At 64.3% G+C, this 21,773-nt stretch carries 18 protein-coding genes and 3 tRNA genes; 19 read left to right on the forward strand and 2 right to left on the reverse strand.

Features of this window, described 5'->3' with window-relative positions; genetic code table 11:
• The first annotated feature begins 116 nt into the window (after nucleotides 1–116).
• The 8 genes from ACIPZ8_RS26900 (at nucleotide 117) to ACIPZ8_RS26935 (ending at nucleotide 4,121) form a co-directional block, all read left to right on the forward strand.
• Nucleotides 117–192 (forward strand) — tRNA-Glu (locus ACIPZ8_RS26900).
• 64 nt (nucleotides 193–256) lie between these two features.
• Nucleotides 257–332 (forward strand) — tRNA-Ala (locus tag ACIPZ8_RS26905).
• 42 nt (nucleotides 333–374) lie between these two features.
• Nucleotides 375–450, forward strand: a tRNA-Glu gene (locus ACIPZ8_RS26910).
• Between the two features lie 170 nt (nucleotides 451–620).
• Nucleotides 621–1,160, forward strand: coding sequence for a TetR/AcrR family transcriptional regulator (locus ACIPZ8_RS26915; protein ID WP_400729932.1), 540 nt, complete (start codon nucleotides 621–623; stop codon nucleotides 1,158–1,160).
• Between the two features lie 24 nt (nucleotides 1,161–1,184).
• Nucleotides 1,185–2,012, forward strand: a complete 828-nt coding sequence (locus ACIPZ8_RS26920) for an alpha/beta hydrolase (protein ID WP_400729935.1) — start codon at nucleotides 1,185–1,187, stop codon at nucleotides 2,010–2,012.
• Between the two features lie 43 nt (nucleotides 2,013–2,055).
• Nucleotides 2,056–2,490 carry a thioesterase family protein gene (locus tag ACIPZ8_RS26925; RefSeq protein ID WP_110638349.1) on the forward strand — a complete coding sequence of 145 codons (435 nt, stop codon included), beginning with the start codon at nucleotides 2,056–2,058 and terminating at the stop codon, nucleotides 2,488–2,490.
• 51 nt (nucleotides 2,491–2,541) lie between these two features.
• Nucleotides 2,542–3,513, forward strand: a complete 972-nt coding sequence (locus tag ACIPZ8_RS26930) for a tRNA dihydrouridine synthase (RefSeq protein WP_400729938.1) — start codon at nucleotides 2,542–2,544, stop codon at nucleotides 3,511–3,513.
• A 164-nt stretch (nucleotides 3,514–3,677) separates the two neighbouring features.
• Complete coding sequence (locus ACIPZ8_RS26935; protein WP_012313453.1) at nucleotides 3,678–4,121, forward strand: Hsp20 family protein; 444 nt, start codon at nucleotides 3,678–3,680, stop codon at nucleotides 4,119–4,121.
• Nucleotides 4,122–4,169: 48 nt separating this feature from the next.
• On the opposite strand, the gene ACIPZ8_RS26940 is transcribed toward ACIPZ8_RS26935, so the two are convergent.
• Both ACIPZ8_RS26940 and ACIPZ8_RS26945 read right to left on the reverse strand, forming a co-directional pair.
• Nucleotides 4,170–7,466: a PAS domain S-box protein gene (locus tag ACIPZ8_RS26940; protein ID WP_400729941.1), complete on the reverse strand. Its 3,297-nt coding sequence runs from the start codon at nucleotides 7,464–7,466 to the stop codon at nucleotides 4,170–4,172.
• Between the two features lie 61 nt (nucleotides 7,467–7,527).
• A complete protein-coding gene (locus tag ACIPZ8_RS26945) occupies nucleotides 7,528–8,406 on the reverse strand; it encodes a LysR family transcriptional regulator (RefSeq protein ID WP_294334442.1) in 879 nt (292 codons plus the stop codon).
• Between the two features lie 131 nt (nucleotides 8,407–8,537).
• On the opposite strand from ACIPZ8_RS26945, the gene leuC reads away from it, so the two are divergent.
• The 11 genes from leuC (at nucleotide 8,538) to folC (ending at nucleotide 21,769) form a co-directional block, all read left to right on the forward strand.
• Nucleotides 8,538–9,971 (forward strand): 3-isopropylmalate dehydratase large subunit, encoded by a 1,434-nt coding sequence (gene leuC, locus ACIPZ8_RS26950; RefSeq protein WP_103449728.1) that lies wholly within the window; start codon nucleotides 8,538–8,540, stop codon nucleotides 9,969–9,971.
• Nucleotides 9,968–10,612, forward strand: coding sequence for a 3-isopropylmalate dehydratase small subunit (gene leuD / locus ACIPZ8_RS26955; protein WP_294334445.1), 645 nt, complete (start codon nucleotides 9,968–9,970; stop codon nucleotides 10,610–10,612). The genes leuC and leuD overlap by 4 nt, the downstream gene beginning before the upstream one ends.
• An 87-nt stretch (nucleotides 10,613–10,699) precedes the next feature.
• Nucleotides 10,700–11,464 carry a methyltransferase domain-containing protein gene (locus ACIPZ8_RS26960; protein ID WP_400729946.1) on the forward strand — a complete coding sequence of 255 codons (765 nt, stop codon included), beginning with the start codon at nucleotides 10,700–10,702 and terminating at the stop codon, nucleotides 11,462–11,464.
• Between the two features lie 54 nt (nucleotides 11,465–11,518).
• The gene (gene leuB, locus ACIPZ8_RS26965; protein WP_400729949.1) at nucleotides 11,519–12,601 is read left to right on the forward strand and encodes a 3-isopropylmalate dehydrogenase; all 1,083 of its coding nucleotides are present in this window, start codon (nucleotides 11,519–11,521) and stop codon (nucleotides 12,599–12,601) included.
• A gap of 63 nt (nucleotides 12,602–12,664) precedes the next feature.
• Nucleotides 12,665–13,777, forward strand: coding sequence for an aspartate-semialdehyde dehydrogenase (asd, locus tag ACIPZ8_RS26970; RefSeq protein ID WP_079227077.1), 1,113 nt, complete (start codon nucleotides 12,665–12,667; stop codon nucleotides 13,775–13,777).
• A gap of 166 nt (nucleotides 13,778–13,943) precedes the next feature.
• Nucleotides 13,944–14,948, forward strand: coding sequence for an aspartate-semialdehyde dehydrogenase (locus tag ACIPZ8_RS26975; protein WP_400729952.1), 1,005 nt, complete (start codon nucleotides 13,944–13,946; stop codon nucleotides 14,946–14,948).
• A gap of 72 nt (nucleotides 14,949–15,020) precedes the next feature.
• The gene (locus ACIPZ8_RS26980; RefSeq protein ID WP_400729955.1) at nucleotides 15,021–17,732 is read left to right on the forward strand and encodes a FimV/HubP family polar landmark protein; all 2,712 of its coding nucleotides are present in this window, start codon (nucleotides 15,021–15,023) and stop codon (nucleotides 17,730–17,732) included.
• Between the two features lie 98 nt (nucleotides 17,733–17,830).
• The gene (truA, locus tag ACIPZ8_RS26985; RefSeq protein WP_400729957.1) at nucleotides 17,831–18,685 is read left to right on the forward strand and encodes a tRNA pseudouridine(38-40) synthase TruA; all 855 of its coding nucleotides are present in this window, start codon (nucleotides 17,831–17,833) and stop codon (nucleotides 18,683–18,685) included.
• A 61-nt stretch (nucleotides 18,686–18,746) separates the two neighbouring features.
• Nucleotides 18,747–19,367 (forward strand): phosphoribosylanthranilate isomerase, encoded by a 621-nt coding sequence (locus ACIPZ8_RS26990; RefSeq protein ID WP_110638360.1) that lies wholly within the window; start codon nucleotides 18,747–18,749, stop codon nucleotides 19,365–19,367.
• Nucleotides 19,368–19,589: 222 nt separating this feature from the next.
• Nucleotides 19,590–20,483 carry an acetyl-CoA carboxylase, carboxyltransferase subunit beta gene (accD, locus tag ACIPZ8_RS26995; RefSeq protein WP_400658856.1) on the forward strand — a complete coding sequence of 298 codons (894 nt, stop codon included), beginning with the start codon at nucleotides 19,590–19,592 and terminating at the stop codon, nucleotides 20,481–20,483.
• A complete protein-coding gene (folC, locus tag ACIPZ8_RS27000; RefSeq protein WP_400729960.1) occupies nucleotides 20,483–21,769 on the forward strand; it encodes a bifunctional tetrahydrofolate synthase/dihydrofolate synthase in 1,287 nt (428 codons plus the stop codon). Before accD ends, folC begins: the two co-directional genes overlap by 1 nt.
• The last annotated feature ends 4 nt before the right edge of the window (nucleotides 21,770–21,773 follow it).

Here is a 21,773-nt window from a genome sequence, read left to right on the forward strand (position 1 = left end):
GGCTATAGCTCAGCTGGGAGAGCGCCTGCATGGCATGCAGGAGGTCAGCGGTTCGATCCCGCTTAGCTCCACCAATTCTGCCAGGGTTCGATTCATCGAATCTTCGCGAAGGTTACGTCCCCTTCGTCTAGTGGCCTAGGACACCGCCCTTTCACGGCGGTAACAGGGGTTCGAGTCCCCTAGGGGACGCCACTTTTACCCGCGTTTTGCGGGATTTAAAAAGGCTCGTTCGCATATTGAATGAGTCTTTTGTTTCGGGGCTATAGCTCAGCTGGGAGAGCGCCTGCATGGCATGCAGGAGGTCAGCGGTTCGATCCCGCTTAGCTCCACCAATTCTGCCAGGGTTCGATTCATTGAATCTTTGCGAAGGTTACGTCCCCTTCGTCTAGTGGCCTAGGACACCGCCCTTTCACGGCGGTAACAGGGGTTCGAGTCCCCTAGGGGACGCCATTTTTACCCGCGTTTTGCGGGACTTTAAAGGCTCATTCGCTTATTGAATGGGCCTTTTGTTTTTCTCCCTCCCCAAAAATGTTGGCGCCGACAAGCGGTGGCAAATTCTGCTTGCCAAAAAATATGATGAGAATAATATTTCGATCATCATATTTGAGGCGAGCCAGCGCATGAGCGACAAGAAGAGCAAGACCCGCGAACGCATTCTCGAAGCGGCCCGCAGCGCGTTGATCCAGTATGGCCCGGCCGAGCCCAGCGTCAGCCAGGTAATGGGCGCGGCAGGCCTGACCGTTGGCGGTTTCTACGCGCACTTCGAGAGCAAGGACGAGCTCATGCTCGAGGCCTTCCGCCAGTTGTTGAACGAGCGCCGTGCCTTGCTTGCCCAGGTCGACCCGAACCTGGATGGGGAAGGGCGCCGGGCCCTGGTGAGCGCCTTCTACCTGTCGCGCAAGCACCGTGACGCCGAAGTGCATGCCTGCCCGCTGCCCAATTCGCTCGGCGAGATGCAGCGCCTGCCCGAGGCCTTCCGTGAAGTGCTGGCCGAGCATATCGAGCTGATGACGGCGGCCATGGTCGACCGCCCGGAAGACGCCGACAAAGCCTTGGCTGATCTGGCCCTGATGATCGGTGGCCTGGCCCTGGCGCGGGCCTTGGGCCCGGGTGAGTTGTCTGATCGCATTCTGCGTGCCGCCAAGTCGGCAGTTCTCTGATACCCCTGATCCTGGAGCAAGGCGATGACTACCCTGAGCTGGATTCGTGGCGTGAATGGCACCCTGGGTCGACTGGCCCCCGAACACATTGCCGGCAAGATGCGCCGTGCCTTCATGACCCCGCGCAACCTGCCGCCCCGGCAATGGGAGCTGCCGCTGCTGGCCAGTGCCGAGCGCATCACCTTGCGCTTCGGTCTGTCGGCCTTGCGTTGGGGCAAGGGGCCGACGGTGTTGCTGATGCATGGCTGGGAAGGCCGCCCAACCCAGTTCGCGGCTCTGATCGAAACCCTGGTGCAGGCGGGGCACACGGTGGTGTCGCTGGAGGGCCCGGCCCATGGCCGCTCGCCCGGCCAGCAGGCGCATGTGGTGCTGTTTGCCCGGGCGCTGCTGGAAGCGGCCGCCGAACTGCCGCCGCTGCGTGCCGTGATCGGTCATTCCATGGGCGGCGCCAGTGTGATGCTGGCCCTGCAGATGGGGCTGCGTGCCGAGGCTGCAGTGAGCATTGCGGCGCCAGCGCAGTTGCTTGGTGTGCTGCGTGGGTTTGCCCATCGTCTGGGCTTGCCTGCGCGGGCCAGGGCGGCGTTCATTCGTCAGGTTGAACAGGATGTCGGCATGCAGATCGCCCGCCTCGATGTCAGCGGTTACCAACTGGAACTGCCCGGTCTGGTAGTGCATGCCGCGGATGACCCGCTGGTGCCTGCCGGTGAGGCGCAGGTCATCCACAAGGCCTGGTTCGATAGCCGGCTGATGCTGCTGGAGGAAGGTGGGCACCAGCGCGTGCTGGCTGACCCGCGCCTGGGCGAGGCGGTATTGGAGCTGCTGGCCCGTGAACCTTCGCGGCAGAGCGCTTGAACTTCCGTTACACTCCGCCCGTTCACTGATAGTGGGAGCGGGCATGAGCTGGGACCTGGAAACGCCATTCATCATCGACCTGCGCGTCGGCAGCGAGGACATCGACGGCCTCGGCCACGCCAACAACGCGGTCTACGTGACCTGGCTGGAGCGCTGCGCCTGGCGCCACTCCCAGCGCCTGGGCCTGGACCTGGCCGAATACCGGCGCCTGGACCGCGCCATGGCAGTGGTACGTCACGAAATCGACTACCTCGCAGCAGGCTACGAGGATGATGAGCTGCAACTGGCCACCTGGATCATCGACTGGGACCAGCGCCTGCGCATGACCCGGCGCTTCCAGCTCAAGCGCCCACGCGATGGTGTGACCTTGCTGCGCGCGCAGACCACCTTCGCTTGCATCGAGCTGTCCAGCGGCAAGCCCAAGCGCATGCCGGCGGAGTTCCTCGACGGTTACGGGCCGGCGCTGATCGGCAGCTGAAGCGGCAGCATTTTTTGCTAGACTGCCGCCTTTTTCCGCCGAGACCCAGACATGCAAATTGCCCTGGCCCCCATGGAGGGGCTGGTCGACAACATCCTGCGCGACGTCCTGACCCGAGTGGGCGGCATCGATTGGTGCGTCACCGAGTTCATCCGCGTGTGCGACCGCCTGCTGCCGGCTTCCTCGTTCGACAAGCTCGCCCCTGAGCTGCGTCAGGGTGCCCGCACGGCTGCTGGCGTGCCGATGCGTGTGCAGTTGCTGGGTTCGGACCCAGTATGCCTGGCGGAGAATGCCGCGTTGGCCTGCGAACTGGGCGCGCCGGTAATCGACCTGAACTTCGGTTGCCCGGCCAAGACCGTGAACAAGTCGCGTGGTGGTGCGGTGCTGCTCAAGGAGCCTGAACTGCTGCATGCCATCGTCCGTGAAGTGCGTCGCGCGGTGCCGGCGCACATCCCGGTCACGTCCAAGATGCGCCTGGGTTTCGACAGCCCGGACGGGGCGCTGGACTGTGCCACGGCCTTGGCCGAGGGTGGCTCGGCGCACCTGGTGGTGCATGCGCGGACCAAGGTTGAAGGCTACAAGCCACCCGCTCACTGGGAGTGGGTGGCGCGGGTGCAGGATGTGGTCCGGGTGCCGGTATTCGCCAACGGTGAAATCTGGACCGTCGACGACTGGCGGCGGTGCCGCGAAGTCAGTGGTGCCGAAGACATCATGCTGGGGCGCGGGCTGGTGTCGCGCCCGGACCTGGCCCTGCAGATCACGGCGGCACGGGATGGGCACGACTACCAGCCGATGAGCTGGGATGGGCTGCTGCCGTTGTTGCGCGAGTTCTGGCGCCAGGCCCAGGCCAAGCTGTCGCCGCGCTATGCGCCGGGGCGGATGAAGCAGTGGCTGGCGATGCTGACCCGCAGTTATCCCGAGGCGGTGGTGCTGTTTGCCGAGCTGCGGCGTGAGGATGATTGCGCTCGGATCAGTCGGTTGCTTGGGGTTGATGCGATCTCCTTCGAGGCTTGTGTTGCCTGATCTGGCCCTTTCGCGGGCTTGTCCCGCGAAAGGGCCATCAGCTTCGAACAGATTTTTCAGCTCGCCCCTTGAAAGCTTTCCCGCCGACCCTATCTCTTGAGTACGCGATGCCGAAGTCGGGTCGCGTAGTGACTTTACTTGCTGAATCTCAGGAGTTCATGACCATGACTACCGCTTTCTCTCTCGCTCCACTGTTCCGCCATTCCGTTGGCTTCGACCGTTTCAATGACCTGTTCGAGTCCGCAGCACGCAACGAGGCGGGTAGCAGCTACCCTCCCTACAACGTGGAAAAACATGGCGATGACCACTATCGCATCGTGGTTGCCGCAGCCGGTTTCCAGGAGCAGGACCTCGACCTTCAAGTCGAAAAGGGTGTCCTGACCGTTATCGGTGGCAAGCGCGAAAACGGCGCCGCTGAAGTGACCTACCTGCATCAGGGGATTGCCCAGCGCGCCTTCAAGCTGTCGTTCCGTCTGGCTGACCATATCGAGGTCAAGTCGGCGGGCCTGGCCAATGGCCTGCTCAGCATCGACCTGCTGCGCATCGTGCCGGAAGAGGCCAAGGCCAAGCGCATCCCGATCAATGGCGACAAGCCAGCCTTGAACTGAGTTCGGCGGGATGAAAGAAAGGGCACCTTCGGGTGCCCTTTTTTTGTTTCAGTAATCCGCCGGTGCTTCCAGCAACATCTGCCTGAACTCCGGCAGCGGCAGCGGTCGGCTGTGCAGGTAGCCCTGATACAGGTGGCAACCCAGGCGTTCGAGAAACGCCAGTTGCTCGGTCAGCTCCACCCCTTCGGCAATCACCGCCAGGTCAAGGCTGCGGGCCATGGCCACGATGGCGCGGACAATCTCGGCATCGTTGGGGTCTTCCGGCGCGTCGCGGACGAACGTCTGGTCGATTTTCAGCGCATCCACCGGCAGGCGCTTGAGGTAGGTCAACGAGGAATAGCCAGTGCCGAAGTCGTCCATGGCAAAGCTCACGCCGTAGCGCTTGAGTTCACGCATCTTGCTGATGGTGTCTTCCAGGTTCTGGATGACGATGCCTTCGGTGATCTCCAGCTTCAGCATCTGCCGCGGCAGGCGGTAGTCGTCCAGGCTGCGCAGCACACGCTCGACGAAATCGTTCTGGCGGAACTGCCGCGGGCTGATGTTCACGCACAGGCTGAAGTCATTGGCGTCGATCAGGCCGTCTTCCAGCATGTGTGCGCAAGCGTCGCAGGCTTCGTCGAGGATCCAGCTGCCAACTTCCAGAATCAGGCCGCTTTCTTCGAGTACCTGGATGAATTGCGCGGGCGGTTGCTGGCCCAGCTGTGGATGGTGCCAGCGCAGCAGCACTTCGGCACCGACGATGCGATTGTCGCGGGCGTCGACCTGGGGTTGGAAATGCAAGGCCAGCTCGCCGCGGGCCAGGGCCAGGCGCAGGTCGCTTTCCATGCGCAGGCGCTCGCTGGCGGCCTTTTGCATGGTGGTGTGGAATAGCTGGGTGGTGTTGCGCCCCGAATCCTTGGCCCGGTACAGGGCAATGTCGGCGCGCTTGAGCAGGTCGGCCGGGGTTGCGCCATGGTCGGGGATCAGCGCCACGCCGATGCTCGGCGTCACCTGCAGGCGCTGGCCGTCCAGCGACATCGGCTCGGCCAGCAGTTCGCGCAAGGTGTCGGCAAGCTCGCGGACCTTGTTTTCCACGGCCTCGCGGCTGCCTTCCAGGCCGCTGAGCAGCACCACGAACTCATCGCCACCCAGGCGCGCCACCGTGTCCTCCAGGCGGACGCTGGCCTCCAGGCGTGCGGTGATGATCTTCAGCACCGTGTCGCCCACCGGGTGGCCGAGCGAGTCGTTGATGTGCTTGAAGTGGTCAAGGTCGAGGAACAGCAGCGCGCCACGCAGGTTGTGGCGGCGCAGCAGGGCGATCTGCTGGCTCAGGCGGTCCATCAGCAGGGCGCGGTTGGGCAGGTTGGTCAGCGGGTCGTGGTAGGCGAGGTGGCGGATCTGCGCCTGGGCGTTCTTCAGCTGGCTGACATCGCGGGCGGTCAGCAGCAGGCAGTCGACCTCATTGAGGCTGATCGGCTCCACCGACACCTCCACGGTGAGGATGTCGCCGCGCTTGTTGCGCCCGAGCATCTCCCGGTGGTGCACCCGGCCGCGCTCCTTGAGTTCGGTGAGCAGGGCGCTGCGTTGCTTGTCGTCGGCCCAGATGCCGACTTCGTAGACGCTGCGGCCGATCACTTCGTCAGCGCTGTAGCCGGTCAGCCGGCAGAAGCCGTCGTTGACTTCCAGGTAGCGGCCGCTGCGGCGCTCGGTGATGGTGATGGCGTCGGGGCTGGAGTGGAAGGCCTTGGCGAACTTCTCTTCGCTGGATTTGAGCGCCGCCTCGGCGCGTTGCTGCTGGGTGATGTCGCGTAGGGTGGTGACGCTGCACGGCTGGTCATCGACGCTGATCAGGCGGCTGGCGATGACACAGGTCAGCGGCGCGCCGTTGCGGTGGTTGACCACCACAGCCACATTGCTCAGTGCCTGTTCGCGGATCACCCGTTCGATGCGCTGGGCGCGTTCGGTCGATTCGGCCCACAGGCCGATCTCTTCGGCGGTACGGCCGATCACCTGTTCGGCACTCCAGCCAAAGGTCTGGGTGAAGGCCGGGTTGATCTCGATGAACTGGCCAGTGTCCTGGCGGGTCACGCAGATCGGGTCGGGGCTGACCTGAAACAGGCTGGCGAATTTTTCTTCCGAGGCGCTCAGGCGCTGTTCACGCTCCACCTGCTCGGTGATATCGAGCAGGGTGCCCGCCATGCGCAACGGGTTGCCCTGGTCGTCGCGATACAGGCGTGCACGGCTTTCGATGTAGCGCGAGGTGCCGTTTTCCAGTTGCACGCGGTAGGTGATCTGGTAGTTGCCGGCCGGGCCTTCGCGCAGGCTGCGGTAAGCCTGGCGCATGCTGGCGCGTTCGTGTTCCGGTACGCCCTCGAAGAACGCGTCGTACGACTCATGGAACGGCACCGGGTCCAGCCCGTGCAATTGCGCGGCGCGGGCCGAGCCGTAGAGCATGCCGCTGGGGATGTGCCAGTCCCAGGTGCCCAGCTGTGCCGAGTCCAGCGCCAGGTCGAGGCGCTCCTGGCTGTCCTTGAGGGCCTGTTCGGCGCGTTTGCGCTCGGTGGTGTCGACGAAGGTGCTGATCAGGTAGGTGACGCCCTCCATCTCGATGCTCTGGGTGCACAGGATGCCGTCGTGGAGCTTGCCGGTGCTGGCACGGAACTGCACTTCCATGATCGCCGGGCCGTGGTTGCCGCGGGTGGCCTCGATGACCTGGTGGCGTTGCTCGGGGTTGACCCACAGGCCCAGTTCGAGGCTGGTCTTGCCGATGACCTGGCCGCCGGGCCAGCCGAACATGTCCTCGAAGTGCTGGTTGACCTCGATGATCATGCCGTCCTGGCGGCGGCTCAGCAAAATGGCGTTGGGGCTCAGGTGGAACAACGTGGCGAAGCGCTTTTCCGAGTTGATCAGCGCGGTTTCCCGTTCGCGCTGGCGGGTGATTTCGCGGATCACCCCGATCATCTGGCGTCGTCCATGGCGATCGTGGGTCAGGCTGCCGTTGATTTCCAGCCAGTGCAGGCTGCCGTCCGGCCAGCGGATGCGATGGCGCATGGCCTGTTCCACCGGCTCGCCATTGACCACCGCGTGGAACAGCTGGCGGGTGCGGGCGCGGTCTTCTTCCGGCAGCAGGTCGAGGTAGTCGATGTCATTGGGCAGCGGGCGTTGCGGGTCGAAGCCGAACAGCGCCTGGGTACCCCGTGACCAGCTGATCCGGCCGGTGTCGATATCCCACAGCCAGGCGCCCAGGCGTGCGCCATTGAGTGCGGCCAGCAGCTGCGGGGCATTCTGCCAGGCCTGTTCCGATTCCTGAGGGTCGGCCGCAGGGATGCGCGGCAGGCGCGGAAAGCGATTTGCTGATTTGGGCATTGGTACCAGACCTTTGGCGTGTGACGCGTCCATGAGTTGGAAATGCCGAGCTGACGACCGGTCAGGCGGACCCTGCGTGGCTGTCGAGCAGGGCCATGAAGGCCCTTGCAGCGTTCGATAGCGTGCGCTCCGTGTGCAGAATGTAGCCTAGCTGGCGCGACAGCTGTATGCCGGGCAAGGCGATGGGTGCAACCTGATCATCCAGCATAGTCCGGGGCAGCACGCTCCACGCCAGGCCGATCGACACCATCATCTTGATGGTTTCCAGGTAGTTGGTGCTCATGGCGATGTTCGGCGTCAGGCCCTGGCTTTCGAACAGGCGCTGGACGATGTGGTGGGTGAAGGTGTTGCCGCCGGGGAATACCGCCGGGTGGCGGGCGACATCGGCCAGGCTGACTGCCTGGTTGCTGGCCAGTGGATGCTCGGGTGCCGCCACGAAATCCAGGGCGTCGTCCCATACCGGTACGGCCCTGACCAGGTGATGAGGCTCGGGGGCGAGGGTAATGACGGCAATTTCAGCGCGGCCATGGAGGATTTCATCGTAGGCCTGTTCTGAATCCATGAACTGAATATCCAACGCCACCGCAGGGTGCTGGCGGGTGAATGCCCGCAACAGCGGCGGCAGGCGGTGCAGGCCGATATGGTGGCTGGTGGCCAGGGTCAGGCGACCGCTCACCTCGCCGTTGAGGTTGGTCAGCGCCCGTCGGGTATCATCGAGGACGTTGAGGATCTGATAGGCGCGGGGCAGCAGGGCACGGCCGGCTTCGGTCAGGGTCACCTCGCGGCCCAGGCGATCGAACAGGCGCACATCCAGTTGCTGCTCCAGGCCGGCGATACGTTTGCTGATGGCAGGCTGGGTCAGGAACAGGCGTTCGCCAGCGCCGGAGAAGCTGCCGGTCTCGGCAATGGCAATGAAGGCGCTCAGGTTGGCCAGGTCCACGATTCAGGATTCCTTTTGGTTATCCAAAGCATAAAAAATATGAATTTGAGTTATTCAATCTAACCCCATAGCATCGTCCGTACAAGCCAAGGGGTCTTTGGCATAGAAAGACGCTGATGAGGAACAGTCTGATGGCTGGCAAAACGCTCTACGACAAACTCTGGGAAGCCCATGAGGTCAAGCGCCGTGATGACGGCTCGTCCTTGATCTACATCGACCGCCATATTATTCACGAAGTGACGTCGCCCCAGGCCTTCGAAGGCCTGCGCCTGGCCAACCGCAAGCCGTGGCGCATCGATGCCAACATCGCCACCCCGGACCACAACGTGCCGACCACGCCAGAGCGCAAGGGCGGCATCGAAGCCATCGTCGACCAGGTGTCGCGCCTGCAGGTGCAGACCCTCGATGAGAACTGTGACGAATATGGCATCGTCGAATTCAAGATGAACGACGAACGCCAGGGCATCGTCCACGTCATCAGCCCGGAGCAGGGCGCCACCTTGCCAGGCATGACCGTGGTCTGCGGCGACTCGCACACCTCCACCCACGGCGCTTTCGGTGCCTTGGCCCATGGCATCGGCACGTCCGAGGTCGAGCACGTGCTCGCCACCCAGTGCCTGGTCGCCAAGAAGATGAAGAACATGCTGGTGCGTGTCGAAGGCCAGTTGCCGGCCGGCGTCACTGCCAAGGACATCGTCCTTGCCGTTATCGGCAAGATCGGCACCGCCGGTGGTAACGGTCATGCCATGGAATTCGCTGGTAGCGCCATCCGCGAATTGTCGATGGAAGGCCGCATGACCATCTGCAACATGTCCATCGAAGCCGGTGCCCGTGTTGGCCTGGTAGCAACGGATGCCACCACCGTCGCCTACGTCGAAGGCCGTCCGTACGCGCCGAAGGGCGAGGACTGGAAGCGTGCCGTTGAAGCGTGGAAGGACCTGGTTTCCGACGACGACGCCGTGTTCGACACCGTGGTCGAGCTGGACGCTGCGCAGATCAAGCCGCAAGTCAGCTGGGGTACTTCGCCGGAGATGGTGTTGGCCGTTGACCAGCGTGTCCCGGACCCGGCCGCCGAGCCAGACCTGATCAAGCGTGGTTCGATCGAGCGTGCCCTCAAGTACATGGGCCTTGCCGCCAACCAGGCGATCACCGACATCAAGCTCGACCGCGTATTCATCGGCTCGTGCACCAACTCGCGCATCGAAGACCTGCGCGCCGCCGCCGAGATCGCCAAGGGCCGCAAGGTCGCCGCGACGGTCAAGCAGGCGCTGGTGGTACCGGGTTCGGGCCTGGTCAAGGCCCAGGCCGAGCGTGAAGGCCTGGACAAGATCTTCCTCGAAGCCGGCTTCGAATGGCGTGAGCCGGGCTGCTCGATGTGCCTGGCGATGAACCCGGACCGCCTGGAAAGTGGCGAGCACTGCGCGTCCACCTCCAACCGCAACTTCGAAGGCCGTCAGGGCGCCGGTGGCCGTACCCACCTGGTCAGCCCGGCCATGGCCGCCGCCGCCGCGGTGACCGGCCACTTCATCGATGTCCGCGAGTTGATCCAAGGGAGCGCAGCATGAAAGCCTTTACCCAGCACACCGGTCTCGTTGCGCCGTTGGATCGTGCCAACGTCGACACCGACCAGATCATCCCCAAGCAGTTCCTCAAGTCGATCAAGCGCACCGGCTTCGGCCCCAACCTGTTCGACGAGTGGCGTTACCTGGATGTCGGCCAGCCGTACCAGGACAACAGCAAGCGCCCGCTGAACCAGGAATTCGTGCTCAACCACGCACGTTACCAGGGGGCCAGCGTGCTGCTGGCGCGGGAGAACTTCGGTTGCGGTTCGAGCCGTGAGCACGCGCCGTGGGCGCTGGACGAATACGGCTTCCGCAGCGTGATCGCGCCGAGCTTCGCTGACATCTTCTTCAACAACAGCTTCAAGAACGGCTTGCTGCCGATCATCCTCAGCGACGAAGAGGTCGACGAGCTGTTCAAGCAGGTCGAAGCCAACCCTGGCTACCAGCTGACCATCGACCTGCAGGCGCAGGCGGTGACCCGTCCGGATGGCAAGGTGCTGCACTTCGAGATCGACGCGTTCCGCAAGCACTGCCTGCTCAATGGCCTGGACGACATCGGCCTGACCTTGCAGGACAGCGACGCGATCAAGGCATTCGAAGGCAAGCACCGCGTCGGCCAGCCTTGGCTGTTCCGTGATGCCTGATTGTTTGTAGGTGGCAGTACTGGCCCTTTCGCAGGCAAGCCCGCGAAAGGGCCAGAACAGGCAACAAAAAACCAAAAGGATTTAACCATGACCAGTACCACCCACACCGATGTGGTCCAACGCCAGTTCGGCGAACAGGCCAGCGCCTACCTCAGCAGCGCCGTGCACGCCCAGGGCAGCGAATTTGCCCTGCTGCAGGCAGCACTGGCAGGGCGTGGCAATGCCCGCGTGCTGGACCTGGGTTGCGGTGCCGGTCATGTCAGTTTTCATGTCGCGCCCCTGGTCGCCGAAGTGGTCGCCTACGACCTCTCGCAATCGATGCTCGACGTGGTCGCCAGCGCCGCCAGCGAGCGCGGCCTGGGCAATATCACCACTGAACGCGGTGCCGCCGAACGTTTGCCGTTCGCCGACGCTTCGTTCGATTTCGTCTTCAGCCGCTATTCGGCTCATCACTGGAGCGACCTCGGCCTGGCCCTGCGCGAAGTGCGCCGGGTGCTCAAGCCGGGTGGCGTGGCTGCGTTCATCGACGTGATGTCGCCGGGCAGCCCGCTGCTCGACACCTACCTGCAGACTGTGGAAGTGCTGCGCGACACCAGTCACGTGCGCGACTACTCTGCCGCCGAATGGCAGCGCCAGGTCAGCGAAGCCGGCCTGCACGTGCGCAGCCACACGCGCCAGCCATTGCGCCTGGAGTTCAGCAGCTGGGTCGAGCGCATGCGCACCCCGCAGCCGATGCGCGTTGCCATCCTCCAATTGCAGCAAGCCATGGGCGAAGAAGTACGGCAGTATTACCAGATCGAGGCCGATGGCTCGTTCAGCACCGATGTGCTGGTGTTGTGGGCCGAGCGATAAGAATTTTTCGGTGGGGCCCGTTTGGCCGCACCGCGTGAATGGATAGAGGAAAGCATGAGCAAGCAGATTCTGATTCTCCCAGGTGATGGCATCGGCCCGGAAATCATGGCCGAGGCGGTCAAGGTGCTGGAGCTGGCCAACGACAAGTTCCAGCTCGGTTTCAGCCTTGAGCACGACGTGATCGGCGGCGCCGCCATCGACAAGCACGGCGTACCGCTGGCCGATGAAACCCTGGAACGTGCGCGCAAGGCCGACGCCGTGCTGCTGGGCGCCGTGGGCGGCCCGAAATGGGACAAGATCGAGCGTGACATCCGCCCGGAACGCGGCCTGCTGAAAATCCGTTCGCAACTGGGCCTGTTCGCCAACCTGCGCCCGGCCATCCTCTACCCGCAACTGGCCGACGCTTCCTCGCTGAAGCCGGAAATCGTCTCGGGCCTGGATATCCTCATCGTCCGTGAGCTGACCGGTGGCATCTACTTCGGTGCCCCGCGTGGCCAGCGCGAGCTGGAAGGCGGCGAGCGCCAGGCCTACGACACCCTGCCGTACAGCGAAAGCGAAGTGCGCCGTATTGCCCGTGTCGGCTTCGACATGGCCCGCGTGCGCGGCAAGAAGCTGTGCTCGGTGGACAAGGCCAACGTCCTGGCTTCCAGCCAGCTGTGGCGTGAAGTGGTCGAAGACGTGGCCAAGGACTACCCGGACGTCGAACTGAGCCACATGTACGTCGACAACGCTGCCATGCAGCTGGTCCGCGCCCCGAAACAGTTTGACGTGGTAGTGACCGACAACATGTTCGGTGACATCCTGTCGGATGAAGCTTCCATGCTGACCGGTTCCATCGGCATGCTGCCTTCGGCATCCCTGGACGCCGACAACAAGGGCATGTACGAGCCTTGCCATGGTTCGGCTCCGGACATCGCCGGGCAGGGCATCGCCAACCCGCTGGCGACCATCTTGTCGGTGTCGATGATGCTGCGTTACAGCTTCAACCAGCAGGCAGCAGCCGAGGCGATCGAGAAGGCTGTCAGCGTTGTGCTGGACCAGGGCCTGCGTACCGGTGACATCTGGTCGGCCGGCTGCGACAAAGTAGGCACGCAGGAAATGGGCGACGCAGTAGTCGCAGCGCTGCGGAATCTGTAATCTCTCTGGCCCGCCACCAAAAACTCGAGGTGGCGGCCCACTTTTAGCAAAGGTGTAGTTGCGATGAAACGTGTAGGTCTGATCGGTTGGCGCGGCATGGTCGGTTCCGTGCTCATGCAGCGGATGCTGGAGGAGCAGGATTTCGACCTTATCGAGCCAGTGTTCTTCACCACGTCCAACGTGGGTGGCCAGGGCCCGAACGTGGGCAAGGATATTGCTCCGCTCAAGGACGCTTATTCGATTGAAGAACTCAAGACCCTCGACGTGATCCTGACCTGCCAGGGCGGCGACTACACCAACGAGGTGTTCCCCAAGCTGCGTGAAGCCGGCTGGCAGGGTTACTGGATCGATGCCGCTTCGTCGCTGCGCATGCAGGATGACGCGGTCATCGTGCTCGACCCGGTCAACCGCAAGGTCATCGACCAGCAGCTCGACGCCGGTACCAAGAACTACATCGGCGGCAACTGCACCGTCAGCCTGATGCTGATGGGCCTGGGCGGCCTGTTCGAGGCCGGCCTGGTCGAGTGGATGAGCGCCATGACCTACCAGGCGGCCTCTGGTGCGGGCGCGCAGAACATGCGCGAGCTGATCAAGCAGATGGGCGCTACCCATGCGGCCGTTGCCGATGACCTGGCCAACCCGGCCAGCGCCATCCTCGACATCGACCGCAAGGTGGCCGAGACCATGCGTGGCGAAGCGTTCCCGACCGAGAACTTCGGCGTGCCGCTGGCCGGCAGCCTCATCCCGTGGATCGACAAGGAGCTGCCGAACGGGCAGAGCCGCGAAGAGTGGAAGGCCCAGGCCGAGACCAACAAGATCCTCGGCCGCTTCAAGAGCCCGATTCCGGTCGATGGCATCTGCGTGCGCATCGGCGCCATGCGCTGCCACAGCCAGGCGCTGACCATCAAGCTGAACAAGGACGTGCCACTGGCCGACATCGAAGGCATGATCAGCCAGCACAACCCGTGGGTGAAACTGGTGCCGAACCAGCGCGAGATCAGCATGCAAGAGCTGACCCCGACCAAGGTCACCGGCACCTTGAACATCCCGGTTGGTCGCCTGCGCAAGCTGAACATGGGCTCCCAGTACCTGGGCGCTTTCACCGTGGGTGACCAGCTGCTGTGGGGCGCCGCCGAACCGCTGCGCCGCATGCTGCGGATCCTGCTGGAGCGTTGATCGCTGCTGCTGCACCGAAAACCCGCGCTGGTGACAGCGCGGGTTTTTTTATGCCTGTGCCGGCCTCATCAAGGCGTCGAACCGCCGCGAAAAGGCCAGCAAAGACAAAACACTACAATCCAAGTAAAGTGCCGCCCCCCGCCGTTTCAGCAAAAGGATCTCTACCATGACCATCCCCCTGGACATCGCCGTCGTCGGCGCCACCGGCAGCGTCGGTGAAACCCTCGTGCAGATCCTCGAAGAACTGGCCTTCCCGGTCGGCACCCTGCACCTGCTGGCCAGCATGGAGTCGGCGGGCAGCAGCGTGATGTTCGCCGGCAAGAAGCTCAAGGTGCGTGAAGTCGACAGCTTCGACTTCGCCCAGGTCAAGCTGGCCTTCTTCGCCGCCAGCCCGGCCGTCAGCCGCAGCTTTGCCAGCAAGGCCGAGCAGGCCGGCTGCACGGTCATCGACCTTTCCGGTGGCCTGGAAAATGCCCTGGCCGTGGTCCCGGAGGCCAATGGCGACAGCATTGCCACACTGACCCTGCCAGCACGCATTACCAGCCCCAGCTGCGCAGCCGTTGCCGTGGCGGTTGCCCTGGCACCGCTCAAGGGTCAGCTGGATATCGAACGGGTGCAGGTCATGGCCGCCCTGGCGGTGTCCGCGCAAGGTCGCGAAGCGGTCAGCGAACTGGCCCGGCAAACCGCCGAGCTGCTCAATGCCCGCCCGCTGGAGCCACGCTTCTTCGATCGGCAGATGGCCTTCAACGTGCTGGCCCAGGTCGGTGCCGTCGACGAGCAGGGTCATACCGCCGTGGAACGCCGCCTGGTTGGCGAACTGCGCGTGCTGTTGGGTCTGCCGGAGCTGAAGATTTCGGTGAGCTGCATTCAAGTCCCGGTGTTTTTCGGCGATAGCTTCAGTGTGGCGGTGCAGAGTGGTCGCGCGGTCGATCTGGCACAGGTCAACCAGGCATTGGAACAGGCCGAAAGTGTCGAGCTGGTGGAAAACGATGATTATCCGACCCCGGTCGGTGACGCAGTCGGCCAAGACGTGGTCTATGTTGGTCGTGTACGCCATGGAATTGACGAAAACCAGCAGCTCAACCTCTGGTTAACCACCGACAATGTGCGCAAGGGCGCTGCTTTGAACGCCGTGCAGGTGGCGCAATTGTTGATTAAACACATGGCGTAAAAGATACTGGCAAGCACTTTTGTCCCGCGCCGCATGCAGGTTTTTGGGACGATTCATACAAGGGAAGAGGTCATGCTTCGAATTCGCAAACTGGTTCTGGCCATGGCGGCAGCGTCTGCGCTGACGTCGGGCATGGCGAATGCCCTGGGGTTGGGTGAACTGACATTGAAGTCGGCACAGAACCAGCCTCTGGACGCCGAGATCGAACTGCTCGACGTGCGCGACCTCACCGCAGCCGAAGTGGCGCCGAGCCTGGCGCCACCGGAAGAGTTCAGCAAGGCCGGGGTGGCGTTTCCTAGCTACCTCGAAGACCTGACCTTCACCCCGGTGATCAACCCCAACGGCAAGAGCGTGCTGCGGGTTACCTCCAGCCAGCCACTGCCCGGTACGGTGGTCAAGTTCCTGGTTCAGGTCATGTGGCCCCAGGGTCGCCTGCTGCGCGACTACAGCGTGCTGCTCGACCAGGCCAAGGCCCAGGGCCAGCAGCCCGCAGCGGCCAATGTCAACCCGGCTACCAGCAGCGCAGGCAGCTACACCACCAAGCGCCGCGATACCCTATGGCAGATCGCCGCCCGCAATACTCAGAGCGGTGGCTCGGTGCAGCAGACCATGATCGCCATCCAGGCGCTCAACCCGGATGCCTTCATCGGCAACAACATCAACCAGCTGAAGATTGGCCAGGTCTTGCGCCTGCCCGACCAGCAGCAGGTCCAGAGCATTCCCCAGGGTGAAGCCAATCGCGAAGTGGCCGAGCAGTACGCGGCCTGGCGTGAGGGCCGGCGCCTGGGGCCGCGTGCGCGGCAGCTGGATGCCACCCGTCGCGGTGCCGCCGATGCCGCGCCCGAGCGTATAGCCCAGGGCGACAACCTGCGCCTGGTCAGCCCCGGCAAGCAGGCTGGCGGCAACAGCGCCAAGGCCATCAACGACAAGCTGGCGGTGGCCCAGGAAAGCCTGGATACCAGCCGTCGTGACAACGACGAGCTGAAGAGCCGGGTGAGCGACCTGCAGAGCCAGATGGACAAGCTGCAGAAGCTGATCCAGCTGAAGAATGACCAGTTGGCGCGCCTGGAAGCCCAGGGCGCGGCAGCTGAAGCACCGCCTGCGGGCGCCTTGCCGGGTGAGCCGGCCCTTGCGCAGCCCGCTGCGGTAGAGGCGGCCCCGGCCGAGCCTGTGGTCGCGCCGGCGCCGGCCGCTGTCGATACGGCCCCGGCTGCAGCCCCCGCCGACGAGGCTGCGCCTGCGCAGCCAGGCGCAATCGACGAGATGCTGGCCAACCCTGTGGTGCTCGGCCTGATCGCCGGCTCCGCGTTCCTGGTGCTGTTGCTCCTGCTGTTGCTGTTGGCGCGCAAGCGCAAGGCCCAGCAAGAAGCGGAAAAACACCTGCGCATGGCCCGCGCGCTGGCCGAGGAGGGCGAGCGCAGCCCGGATCTCGACCTGCCACCAAGCAGCTTCGATGAGCTGGAAGTGTCCGCGCCGAGCGTGACCTTGTCGCCTGCCGTGGTGGCGGCTTCCGCTGCTGCTGCCGTGGCTGCGGAAAAACCGCCTGCCCCCGCGACCGTGGCCGCGGTTGCCGAGCCCGCGCCGGTACAGGACCCGAATGCCGAACTGCTGGCTGAGGTTGATCTGAGCTTGTCGCGTGGTCGCCTGAATCACGCGGCTGACCTGCTGGAAGCAGCCGTGGCGGCGCAGCCGGAAAATGACACCCTGCGCCTCAAGCTGATGGACGTCTACGCGCGCCAGGGCGATCACAGCGCCTTCGTTGAACAGGAACGCAAGCTGCCTGGCAGCGAAGCGAACACTGCGCAGGTCAACAGCCTCAAGGAGCGCTACCCGGCCATGCTGGGGCTCGCTGCTGCTGCCGCCGCTGGCGTGGGTGCTGCGGCACTGGCCGCCGAAATGGACGAGCAGTATGTGCAGGAGTTGCTTCAGGAAGAGCCGCAGGCGCCAGCAGAAGCAGAGCCTGAGCCGCAGGCGGTCGTCGAGCCAGAGCCGGCACCTGAGCCAGCACCTGAACCTGAGCTTGAAGCCGCCGCCGAGGCTTTCACCGAGACCTCGGTGCTCGATGACAACGACCTGGACAGCGCCTTCGACCTGAGCCTGGGTGATGATCTGCCGGTGGATGATCAACTCGAGCCGCCAATGCTGGATGAGGCGCCGCTGGCCGAAGCACAGGTGGAAGCCGAGCCGGCAGCTGTTGCCTCGGAAACCGATGCCGATGCCGATTTCGAAGCCTTGTTGGCCCAGGCCCAGGCCGAGCCGCAGAGCGTTGATGATCTGGCTGATTTCGACCTGGCCGATTTCGATCTGGACAGTGGCGAAACGGCTGCCCCGGTTGCGACAGAAGAAGAACCGGTGGATGTTGCCGCCGAACTGGCAGCCTTCGACGCCATCCCGGAATTCGACCCGATTTCCGAGCTGGAACTGCCGGAAGACTTCGACCTGTCGCTATCGCTGGATGACGACTCGCCGGCAGCCAAGAGCTTTGCTTCGGAACTGAGCGACGTCAACGCCGAGCTCGACAAGCTGTCGCAGAGCCTGGAATCGCCATCGCTGGAGCCGCACTTCACCGCCGAAGACGCCGCCGCCGAGCCCGAGCCGCTAGACGACCTCGACTTCGACTTCTTCTCCGGTGCCGACGAAGTCGCGACCAAGCTCGACCTGGCTCGCGCCTACATCGACATGGGCGACCACCAGGGCGCCCGCGACATCCTCGACGAAGTGGTCAAGGATGGTGATGACGGCCAGCGTCAGGAAGCCGAAGAGATGCTCTCGCGCCTGGTCTGATTCCGCTTCAGGCAGCAACAACCACGACGGCAGCCCTACAGGGCTGCCGTTGTCGTTATAATCCCCGCCACTCCGTATCACCCACAGGTTTCACGCTCTTGGACATCATCGACACCGCCGCCACCGAATCGGCCGCCGAAGGCTTCACCCGCATTGCCCTGGGTGTGGAATACAAGGGCTCGCGCTACCGCGGCTGGCAGCGCCAGGCTAGCGGTGTACCCAGCGTCCAGCAGGCCCTCGAACAGGCGCTGTCGAAGGTGGCCGACGAGCCGATCAGCGTCATCTGCGCCGGGCGCACCGATGCCGGCGTGCACGGCTGCGGGCAGATCGTGCATTTCGACACCCGCGCCGTGCGTGACGAGCGTGCCTGGACCCTGGGCACCAACTTCAACCTGCCCCACGACATCAGCGTGGTCTGGTCGCGGCCGATGCCGGCCGACTTCCATGCGCGCTTCAAGGCCTGTGCCCGGCGCTACCGCTACGTGATCTACAACGACCCGATCCGCCCCGCTCACCTGGCCGAGGAAGTGACCTGGAACCACCGCCCGCTGGACGTCGAGCGCATGGCCCAGGCGGCCCGGTACCTGCTCGGTACCCATGACTTCAGCGCCTTCCGTGCCAGCCAGTGCCAGGCCAAGTCGCCTATCAAGCACATTCATCACCTGCGCGTGACCCGCCACGGTCAGATGATCGTGCTGGACGTGCGTGCCACCGCCTTCCTGCACCACATGGTGCGCAACATTGCCGGCGTACTGATGACCATCGGTGCCGGTGAGCGCCCGGTCGAATGGGCGCGCGAGGTGCTGGAAGGGCGCAACCGCCGCGAGGGCGGAGTTACCGCGCACCCTTACGGCTTGTACCTGGTGCAAGTGGAGTACCCGGAGGAGTTCCAGCTGCCGCAGCGTTACATCGGCCCACACTTTTTGAGCGGTTACGAGGCGTTGGCCGACTGACGCGTCAAAAGTCATTTGCTAACATCGGGCCCTTCACAAGTTCACTCAGGGTTTGCAGTCCATGAGCAACGTTCGCAGCAAGATCTGCGGGATTACCCGCATCGAGGACGCGCTTGCCGCCGCCGAGGCGGGGGCCGATGCCATCGGTTTCGTCTTCTATGCCAAGAGCCCGCGTGCCGTGGACGTGCGCCAGGCGCGGGCGATCATTGCCGAGCTGCCGCCGTTCGTGACCACGGTCGGGCTGTTCGTCAACGCCTCGCGTTGCGAGCTGAACGAGATTCTCGAGGTGGTGCCGCTGGACCTGCTACAGTTCCACGGCGACGAAACCCCGGCCGATTGCGAAGGCTATCATCGCCCTTGGATCAAGGCCCTGCGCGTGCGCCCGGGCGATGACCTGGAAGCCGCCTGCCAGCACTATGCCGGCGCCCGCGGCATTCTCCTCGACACCTACGTGGCCGGTGTGCCTGGCGGTACCGGCGAGGCCTTCGACTGGTCGCTGGTGCCGGCGCGGCTGAGCAAGCCGATCATCCTCGCGGGCGGGCTGTCGGCCGATAACGTCGGCCAGGCGATCGCCCAGGTGCGGCCGTATGCGGTGGATGTCAGTGGTGGCGTGGAGCAGGCCAAGGGCATCAAGGATGCGGCGAAGATCGAAGCCTTCATGCGTGCGGTGAAACAGGCGTGACGGCAGATGTGACGGCTGGCGGCGCGCCATCGTCCATAGGTTTCGCAGCCCTGCGGGGCGGCCGGCGGCATGCCGCATGGCCACAACACAGATTGAAGACGGCGCGGTACGCAGGCAGCCCCTGCGGCCGGGCCGTCATCGTTTCATAGAAGAATTTGAGCTCAAGGGCAGGGCATGGCCGGCCAGTCCGGTCCCCGTCCGCCAATACTGGAGAAAGAAAGCATGAGCAACTGGTTAGTCGACAAACTGATCCCATCGATCATGCGTTCCGAGGTGAAGAAGAGCTCGGTGCCGGAAGGCCTGTGGCACAAGTGCCCGGCCTGCGAGGCCGTGCTGTATCGTCCGGAGCTGGAAAAGACCCTCGATGTCTGCCCCAAGTGCAACCACCACATGCGCATCGGCGCACGTGCGCGCATCGACATCTTCCTCGACCCGGAAGGCCGCGCCGAGCTGGGTGCCGAGCTGGAGCCGGTCGACCGCCTGAAGTTCCGTGACGGCAAGAAGTACAAGGACCGCCTGACCGGTGCGCAGAAGCAGACCGGCGAAAAGGACGCCCTGATCTCCATGAGCGGTACCCTGATGGGCATGCCGATCGTGGTCAGCGCCTTCGAGTTCTCGTTCATGGGCGGTTCCATGGGTGCCATCGTCGGTGAGCGTTTCGTGCGTGCCGCCAATTACGCCCTGGAAAACCGCTGCCCGATGGTCTGCTTCTCCGCCTCCGGCGGTGCGCGCATGCAGGAAGCACTGATCTCGCTGATGCAGATGGCCAAGACCTCGGCCGTGCTGGCGCGCCTGCGCGAAGAAGGCATCCCGTTCATCTCGGTACTGACCGACCCGGTCTACGGCGGCGTTTCCGCCAGCCTGGCGATGCTCGGCGACGTCATCGTCGGTGAGCCGAAGGCCCTGATCGGCTTCGCCGGCCCGCGGGTGATCGAGCAGACCGTGCGCGAAAAACTGCCGGAAGGCTTCCAGCGCAGCGAGTTCCTGCTGGAGCACGGCGCCATCGACCTGATCATTTCCCGTGGCGACCTGCGTCCGCGTCTGGCTCGCCTGCTGGCGCAGATGACCGGCCAGCAGACCCCGGAGCAGGCCCGCGAGGTCGCTGCAGTCGCGTGATGAAACAACGATCCCTGGGCGAGTGGCTCGCCTACCTCGAGCAGTTGCACCCTTCGGCCATCGACATGGGCCTGGAGCGGTCGCAGAAGGTGCTTGCCCGGCTGGCGCTGGGCAAGCTGGCGCCACGTGTGGTCACGGTGACCGGCACCAACGGCAAGGGCTCGACCTGCGCCTTCGTGGCGTCGCTGTTGCGAGCCCAGGGGCTGAAGGTGGGCGTGTACAGCTCGCCCCACCTGCTGCGCTACAACGAACGGGTGCTGATCGATGGCCAGGAAGCCAGCGATGAGCGCCTGTGCGAAGCCTTCGCCGCCGTCGAGGCGGCGCGGGGCGAAATTTCCCTGACCTACTTCGAGATGGGCACGCTGGCGGCGTTCTGGTTGTTCTGCCAGTCGCAGCTGGATGCCGTGGTGCTCGAAGTGGGCCTCGGTGGCCGCCTGGACACCGTGAACGTGGTGGATGCCGACCTGGCGCTGGTGACCAGCATCGGCGTCGACCATGTCGACTACCTGGGCGATACCCGCGAGCTGGTGGCCTTCGAGAAGGCCGGCATCTTCCGCCAGGGCAAGCCGGCGCTGTGTGGCGACCTCGATCCGCCGCAGCCGTTGCTGGACAAGGCCGCCGAACTGGCGGCGCCGCTGTTCCTGCGCGGCCGTGATTTCGATCTGGCAGACAGTGAAGGTGGCTGGGACTGGCGCGGGGTCACTGCGGGCGGCAAGCCGGTAACGTTGCACGGTCTGCCGCTGCTCGACCTGCCCATGGAGAACGCTGCCCTGGCCCTGCAGGCTTACCTGCTGATGGGCTTGCCGTGGGAGGCCGGGCAGATCCGTCAGGCCTTGCTCGACACCCGCATCACCGGTCGTCTCGATCGCCGCCAGCTGGCCTGGCAGGGCAGGGCTGTGGAGCTGCTGCTGGATGTCGGGCATAACCCGCACGCTGCGGAGTATCTGGCCCGGCGACTGGCTGCGCGTCCGCTGAAGGGGCGGCGCCTGGCAGTGTTCGGCCTGCTCGCCGACAAGGACCTGCAGGGTGTCATCGCGCCGCTGCACGGCTTGGTCGACGACTGGGCGGTAGCGCCATTGCATACGCCACGTAGCCGTCCGGCTGCCGAGTTGGCTGCTGCCTTGACGAACCATGGCGCTGCGGTGAAGTCTTACGCCAGCGTCGACGCCGCCCTTGAAGGGCAATGCGCGCAGGCGACGGCGGATGATCAGATTCTGCTGTTCGGTTCGTTTTTCTGTGTCGCCGAGGCCCTGGAATGGCTGGAGCGGCAGGCCCTGGAGGGGTGACTAG

This window comes from Pseudomonas sp. NPDC089422 (assembly GCF_044749405.1).
In the GTDB taxonomy this organism is placed as follows: Bacteria; Pseudomonadota; Gammaproteobacteria; order Pseudomonadales; family Pseudomonadaceae; genus Aquipseudomonas.